7 protein-coding genes are annotated in these 6344 nt (G+C 39.8%); 4 read left to right on the forward strand and 3 right to left on the reverse strand.

Features of this window, described 5'->3' with window-relative positions; translation table 11 throughout:
• A partial coding sequence (locus CXF62_RS01090; RefSeq protein ID WP_102092602.1) for an ATP-dependent nuclease occupies window positions 1-1352 on the forward strand: 1352 nt, incomplete at its 5' end.
• A 12-nt stretch (window positions 1353-1364) separates the two neighbouring features.
• A complete protein-coding gene (locus tag CXF62_RS01095) occupies window positions 1365-1592 on the forward strand; it encodes a DUF1653 domain-containing protein (RefSeq protein ID WP_102092603.1) in 228 nt (75 codons plus the stop codon).
• Window positions 1593-1680: 88 nt separating this feature from the next.
• On the opposite strand, the gene CXF62_RS01100 is transcribed toward CXF62_RS01095, so the two are convergent.
• Entirely contained in the window at window positions 1681-2649 is a 969-nt protein-coding gene (locus CXF62_RS01100; RefSeq protein WP_102092604.1) for an alpha/beta fold hydrolase, read from the reverse strand.
• Between the two features lie 223 nt (window positions 2650-2872).
• Here CXF62_RS01100 and CXF62_RS01105 point away from each other — a divergent pair, with 223 nt between their 5' ends.
• Window positions 2873-3541: a hypothetical protein gene (locus CXF62_RS01105; protein WP_102092605.1), complete on the forward strand. Its 669-nt coding sequence runs from the start codon at window positions 2873-2875 to the stop codon at window positions 3539-3541.
• A gap of 69 nt (window positions 3542-3610) precedes the next feature.
• Here the strand turns inward: CXF62_RS01105 and CXF62_RS01110 are convergent, their stop codons facing one another.
• Together CXF62_RS01110 and upp are read right to left on the reverse strand one after the other, a co-directional pair.
• Entirely contained in the window at window positions 3611-4360 is a 750-nt protein-coding gene (locus tag CXF62_RS01110; RefSeq protein ID WP_102092606.1) for an SDR family NAD(P)-dependent oxidoreductase, read from the reverse strand.
• A gap of 73 nt (window positions 4361-4433) precedes the next feature.
• Entirely contained in the window at window positions 4434-5093 is a 660-nt protein-coding gene (gene upp, locus CXF62_RS01115) for a uracil phosphoribosyltransferase (protein ID WP_057761878.1), read from the reverse strand.
• A gap of 481 nt (window positions 5094-5574) precedes the next feature.
• On the opposite strand from upp, the gene CXF62_RS01120 reads away from it, so the two are divergent.
• Complete coding sequence (locus tag CXF62_RS01120; protein ID WP_371548632.1) at window positions 5575-6141, forward strand: DNA glycosylase; 567 nt, start codon at window positions 5575-5577, stop codon at window positions 6139-6141.
• Window positions 6142-6344 lie beyond the last annotated feature (203 nt).

A 6344-nucleotide genomic window follows, 5' to 3' on the forward strand; every position in this document is an offset into this window, starting at 1 on the left:
ATGAGTGGAACTGGAAAAGCGACCATATCAGTGAATATGTTGCAAGAATTTTTTTAAAACCTAATCTTCCTAAATTTTTGTACTATGACGAGTACTTTGCACTACCTTCTAGAATTAGTATTGAAAAACTTGAAAGTAAGACTCTTGGTGACAGTGAGCAAAAGACAGCAAGAGCTTTGTTTGATCTAGCAGAGATAGATACATCTGAGTTGATACAGTCAAATGACTTTGAAGATTTTATTGCAGAGCTCGAAGCAACTGAAGCTATTATTTCTGAAGAGCTTTTTAAGTATTGGCAAACTAACAAGAACCTTGGTATTACTTTTCAAATTGACTCTGTGAAAGATAATCAGAATAGAGTTGTTGAGCATGTATTAGATATTCGTGTAAAGAACAAAGGTGTGTCTTTACCTTTAAAAAATAGAAGTAAAGGCTTTAACTGGTTTTTCTCTTTTCTAGTTTGGTTTAAAAAGATACAGGAAGATGCTGATTCTCAATATGTGTTATTACTAGATGAGCCAGGTTTGAATTTACATGCTTCAGCACAAGCTGATTTACTGAGGTTTCTAGAAGATCTATCGGAAGATTATCAAATAATCTATACGACTCATTCACCCTTTATGATTCCTTCAAATAGCTTAGAGCGAGTAAGAACTGTATTTGAAGAGGACAAAACATCAGTCATTTCAAATAGTATTCAAGAAAAAGATCCAAATACGTTGTTTCCTCTGCAAGCTGCATTAGGCTATGATATCGCTCAAAATCTATTTGTAAGTAAGAAAAACCTGCTCGTTGAGGGCGTATCTGACTTAATTATACTAACAGCTTTATCTGGGCTATTGGAATCCCTTGGGCGTCAAGGTATTAGGGATGATATAACTATTGTACCGACTGGTGGTTTAGAAAAAGTAGCAACTTTTATATCTCTATTGCGTGGTTCTCAGCTAGAAATAGCGTGTCTTCTAGATTCATACAATGATGTTAAAGCAAGAGTTAAGATGGAAAATCTAATATCGGAAAAAATTATACATCAGAGCAAAGTAAGGTTTTTCCATGATTTTATAGACACTTATGATAAAGCTGACTTAGAAGATTTATTTGAAAAGAAAGACTATCTAAATTTATTTAATTCAGCATTCAACGAATACGACAACATAGAGGTTTCCGACCTTAACTCTAATATTGATAGAATTATTCTTCAAATTAACAAAGTAATTGAAAAGAATAGATTCAATCATTTCAGACCTGCTAATGAGATAGCAAAAATCAGTACTGATGAGTGTACTTTTAGTGAAGTAACGCTTCAGAATTTTGAAAATGTCTTTAAAGAAGTAAATAGTCTTTTTGATTAATAGAGATTTTATATGAACCAAACCGTTCCCCAAGGCATTTACCGCCACTATAAAGGCAGCTTGTATCAAGTATTGCATACGGCGCAGCATTCAGAAACTGAGGAATCGCTAGTGGTGTATCGTTGCTTATATGGTGAGTATGGCGTGTGGGTTCGTCCGCTTGCTATGTTCGCTGAAACAGTTACGGTTGATGGTAAGGAAATTCCACGATTTGAATTGATTAAACCATTAAATGATTAATACTTAGCCAATAATTTAGATTGAATTTAGCGCACAAAACAACGACCCGTTGAGGTCGTTTTTTTTGTACATTATTAAAAACCCATAATTAAGCGTTCAGAAACTCTTTCAAGACTTGATAAAAACTAACTGGTGCATCCATCGGCACGGCATGGCCTGATGTTGGCAAAATAATACTGTGCGCATTGGGCAGCAGAGTCGTCAAACGCTGTTGCCACTCTGCATTATATAACTGCGAGCGCGCACCAATCAGTAAGGTAGTCGGAATATTGACTGTTGGCAAAACCTCGCGGTAATCGTAGGGCAGTGCAACATACGCAGATAGGCAGCGCAGTTTGTGTTGCCATGTCGCGTGCTGCATTAGTGAGATTTTGTGTGGTGCCCGATAACTGAGGGCTTTTACCAATAATTGCGAAGGTTTACTACTGACAGAGAGTAGAGAAAAAGAGCGTTCCATGTCTAACAAATTCACTTTTAATCGATAGGGCAGGTGACGGAAGTCAACCATTTGCTCGGCTTGTAAATAAGGAGCAGTGTCGGTAATTAACTGTGTAAATTGCGCAAACAATTCGGTTTGTCGTGTGCCGAATACACCGCCACCTTGCCAGTCTGGCTGATTATGAATAATCGGTGCTTGATCAATGTTCAGATAGTGACTGACGCGCTGAGTACCAAAGCGCTGAAAATACGCCCACATGACCAATGCTCCCATCGATATCGCGGCAACAGGGAAAGCCTCAAAGCCAGTCTCTTTACTCACGTATTCAAATACATCTTGGGTATCCTGTGCATATTGCTCAATAAAATCAAACGTTGGCAACGTTAAGTTATTGGCCAAACCAAACCCTCTAAAATGCGGCAAGTAAAAGCAGTAGTGCTGAATGAGCGGTAAAATAAATGGCAAAAATTGCCTCGCATCCATACCAAAGGCGTGCATTAATAGGACAGGTTTACCTTTGCCAATGACAGAGACGGGCAGCAGCGTTCCATCAGCTGTTTGGACAGTAATAGTCTTTAGCTGGTAGGGAGTAGGAAAGGGTATGAGGTCTTTTTTCATAGAGTGATATCACTTTGATTTTTCAAGCTGCCTTGGTCAATTTAGCTAAGAAAGTATTGCGGTAGAGTACACCGCTACAAAATAGCTATACCGCGAATAAAAGACTGCTATATTAAAGCAGGCATCTGACCATAGCATAGAATTTGGCTAAGGGTAAAAGTTAACAGTGAGACTATACCAATACTATGTAGGGGCTGAAAATTATCGTTGAGGATACAAGTGCATGAGTAGATCAACATTACCATTACTCGATAGTAGCCTATATCCACAAGTATGGCAGCAGCAGACATTTGCCAGTCCGCAAGCGCTTTTGCTATCGATGTTGCCTGCTACTTTGAGTAGGGATGTCACAATTGATGCCAGTGCTTTTACCAAGCAGTTATTAGCAGATGATGTTTATCAAGAATGGATTAATACTACGGTGTTCGGGCGTTATCTTCATCGTAACTTCACCGCATTTTATCAGCAGACAGAAGACAGTTTTAACACAGATATGCCTGCATTGTTCCGACAAGAATTAGTACGGCATACGCAATATTTACCATTAGGTCAGATATTGTTTTTTGCAGGAGATATGCCCAAAAGTGTACGACAGACAAAGACGTTAACCACTACGGTGAATCCAGCAACGGCAATAATAAATGCTCAAAATCTGGCACAAAAGCTGACCGTGAATACTTCAAGGTTAATTATTAATCAGATAACTATCACTGGTAAGCAAGTATTAGGGTTTGCGATACGTCATAATAAGCGCACTAGCGAACGTCTGCGTAACGAAGTGTTGATTTTGGACTTTCAGGATTTGCGTTTGGTCAATGAGCAAGCTATTGAAGACATAAAAAAAAGCAATATAGATGACTCTATATTGCTTCGATCTTATGAGATGCGCTAACAGGTTCGGTGTTGATAAGTAATATATCGATAATCAACATTGACACTAAAACTAGTCGAGCAGTTAATACTAATCTTGCTTGGCAATCGTCAGTCCATTATAAGTCTGGGCGACTGGCATTACTTCTAGACGGTTGACGTTAATATGAGCAGGTGACTCAATTAGCCATAACAAAATATCACCGATATCTTCACCTGTCATAGTTTTAAAGCCATCATACACCTTGGCAGCTTTGTCATCGTCACCATGATAGCGCACGTTTGAAAACTCAGTGCCAGCAACGTTGCCAGGTTCAAGATTGGTCACACGCACTTGGGTACCAATCAGATCTGCTCGCAAGTTTAAGCTGAACTGTTTTACAAACGCTTTAGTTGCGCCGTAAACGTTACCACCAAAGTAAGGCCAGCTACCAGCAATCGAACCGACATTGATGACATAGCCACTGTCACGCTCAACCATCGCTGGCAAGACCGCATGAGTCAGCGCCATCAAGCCTTTAATATTGGTATCAGTCATACGCATCCAGTCATCAAGACTGGCTTTGTGAGCAGGCTCTGTACCCAGTGCCAATCCTGCATTATTGACCAAGACATCGATTTGTTTAAAGTCATCAGGCAAGTCAGCAATGATGTGAGGGATAGACGCTGTATCGCTCACATCCATAACCACGGGTAAAAAAGCCTCACCTAAAGTTTCTGCCAAAGCATTCAATTTATCAAGGCGTCTGGCGCAACCAATCACTCGATGGCCGTTAGCAACCAAACGCTCTGCCAACGCTTTACCAAAACCCGCGCTCGCTCCTGTAATCAATACGTTCATTATCTGTCCTTATTATTGATGCTGTCTGCTGTTGCCATAATTTTGATGACGGCTTTATTTACCCTAATGCGACTTATCTATTCGATAACTGCTTACCAAAAATCTTATCACCAGCATCACCTAGACCTGGGATGATGTAACCGTGCTCATCTAAATGGCTGTCTAATGCGGCAGTGTAGATAGTCACGTCAGGATGCGCTTCATTTACCAAGCGTACGCCTTCAGGTGCAGCCACCAATACCAATGCTTTAATATTCGTACAGCCATTTTTCTTGAGCATCTCGATGGTCGCAACCATTGAGCCGCCCGTAGCTAGCATTGGATCAATAATTAGCGCAGGACGCTTGTCCATGTGGCTCACAAATTTTTCAAAGAAAGGGACTGGCTGCAACGTTTCTTCATCACGTTGTAGACCGACTACAGAAATCTTAGCAGTAGGGATCAAGTCGAGCACCCCATCAAGCATGCCGATACCTGCGCGTAAAATCGGTACGATCGTCGCCGTCTTACCGATGATTTGCTCACCAGTGATTTCGCCACACCAGCCTTCCATTGGGAAAGTTTCGATTTCAAAATCACGGCTTGCTTCATAAGCCATCAAGCGTGCAAGCTCTTTGGTCAATGTACGAAATTTATAAGTACTACAGTCTTTTTCGCGCATGAGGCTGAGTTTATGACGGACTAGTGGATGATCGATTACCGTAATTTTTAAATCGCTGTTTAAGTCACTCATAAGTACTCTCTTGGTTTCTTGTCTGATGCTTGCGCAGTTACTGCGGTTGCTATTAGTATAAAAGATACAAACACTTACCGCACTTTAACCATATCTTTAGCTTATAAATAGTAAAGTTAAACCCTTCACAATCAAGCTAATAAACTACTTTACGACAGTGCTCATTTATCGCAATGACAATATTTGCGTTCACAGCTGCCATCAAAGCCTAAGCAATTCAGGCTAAGTAAAATGATATCGCGCTATTTAAGTCAACTGATTGAACCGACTAAGTTTGACTATATAACGTGATTATAAGTGAGGTAGTGTTTAGACTTGCTATGATACCAAAAAAACCGCTTTTCTGATGAAGAATATCATGACTATAAAAACACCAAGCACCCAAAAAACTGCTGATACTGAATCTAAACTGTCTGATGACAAAGCCACAGAGCTTGAAAATCACCCCTTTGAGCCTGTCTTACCGCCCAATGCCACGGTCATGATGATGGGTACTTTTCCACCAACTGCTGATAAATGGGCAATGAGCTTTCATTATCCCAATTTTTATAATGATATGTGGCGGATATATGGCCGAGTATTTTTTGATGATGCTGACTACTTTAGAGTAGGCGATGAGAAGCGCTTTGACCCTGAGCGCATTCGAGATTTTATGTTTGAACGTGGTATTGCTTCTTGTCCGACAGTAAAGCAGGCCATCCGTGAGACGGGTAATGCTTCGGATAAAAATCTAACAGTAGTCACACCTGTTGATTTAGATGTTATCTTGCCGCAAGTGCCAAAGGTAGCGTCATTGTTTACGACAGGAGGTAAGGCGACCGAAATACTGCTTGGGTTATTAGACGAGCCAATTGCCAAATCAAAGCATCCAAAAACCAATCAAAGTATGGATTACCCTTATCAATGGCAGAGTACAGATAACCAGAAAGCTGATGTGAATAACCTAACCTTATATAGGTTACCGTCGACTTCACGTGCTTATCCACTATCGTTGGATAAGAAAGTAGCGGCGTATAAAGCATTTTTTGAAAAGATGGGTAAGTTATAAAGTTCAAATAGAGAAATGGTTGCACTAATCGAAGGTAAAGCTCAAAGATAGTAGAAGGTATTTATCTAACAAAGATAAGCGTTTTTAATGTTAGAAAGTACAGTAAATAGCACATTTATAATCAGTTTCTACACCTATTAAAATTGATTAAATCATAACCCATTGAAAAAAATACAGATTTATTCATCTACTAAAATAAGATT

Origin of the sequence: Psychrobacter sp. MES7-P7E (genome assembly GCF_002863645.1) — a bacterium.
Lineage (GTDB): Bacteria > Pseudomonadota > Gammaproteobacteria > Pseudomonadales > Moraxellaceae > Psychrobacter.

Coding starts and splice junctions, on each gene's coding strand:
- upp (WP_057761878.1), bottom strand. CDS start 5,093: ATGAGTGACTTAAACAGCGATTTAAAAATTACGGTAATCGATCATCCA.
- CXF62_RS01120 (WP_371548632.1), top strand. CDS start 5,575: ATGATGATGGGTACTTTTCCACCAACTGCTGATAAATGGGCAATGAGC.
- CXF62_RS01110 (WP_102092606.1), bottom strand. CDS start 4,360: ATGAACGTATTGATTACAGGAGCGAGCGCGGGTTTTGGTAAAGCGTTG.
- CXF62_RS01105 (WP_102092605.1), top strand. CDS start 2,873: ATGAGTAGATCAACATTACCATTACTCGATAGTAGCCTATATCCACAA.
- CXF62_RS01095 (WP_102092603.1), top strand. CDS start 1,365: ATGAACCAAACCGTTCCCCAAGGCATTTACCGCCACTATAAAGGCAGC.
- CXF62_RS01100 (WP_102092604.1), bottom strand. CDS start 2,649: ATGAAAAAAGACCTCATACCCTTTCCTACTCCCTACCAGCTAAAGACT.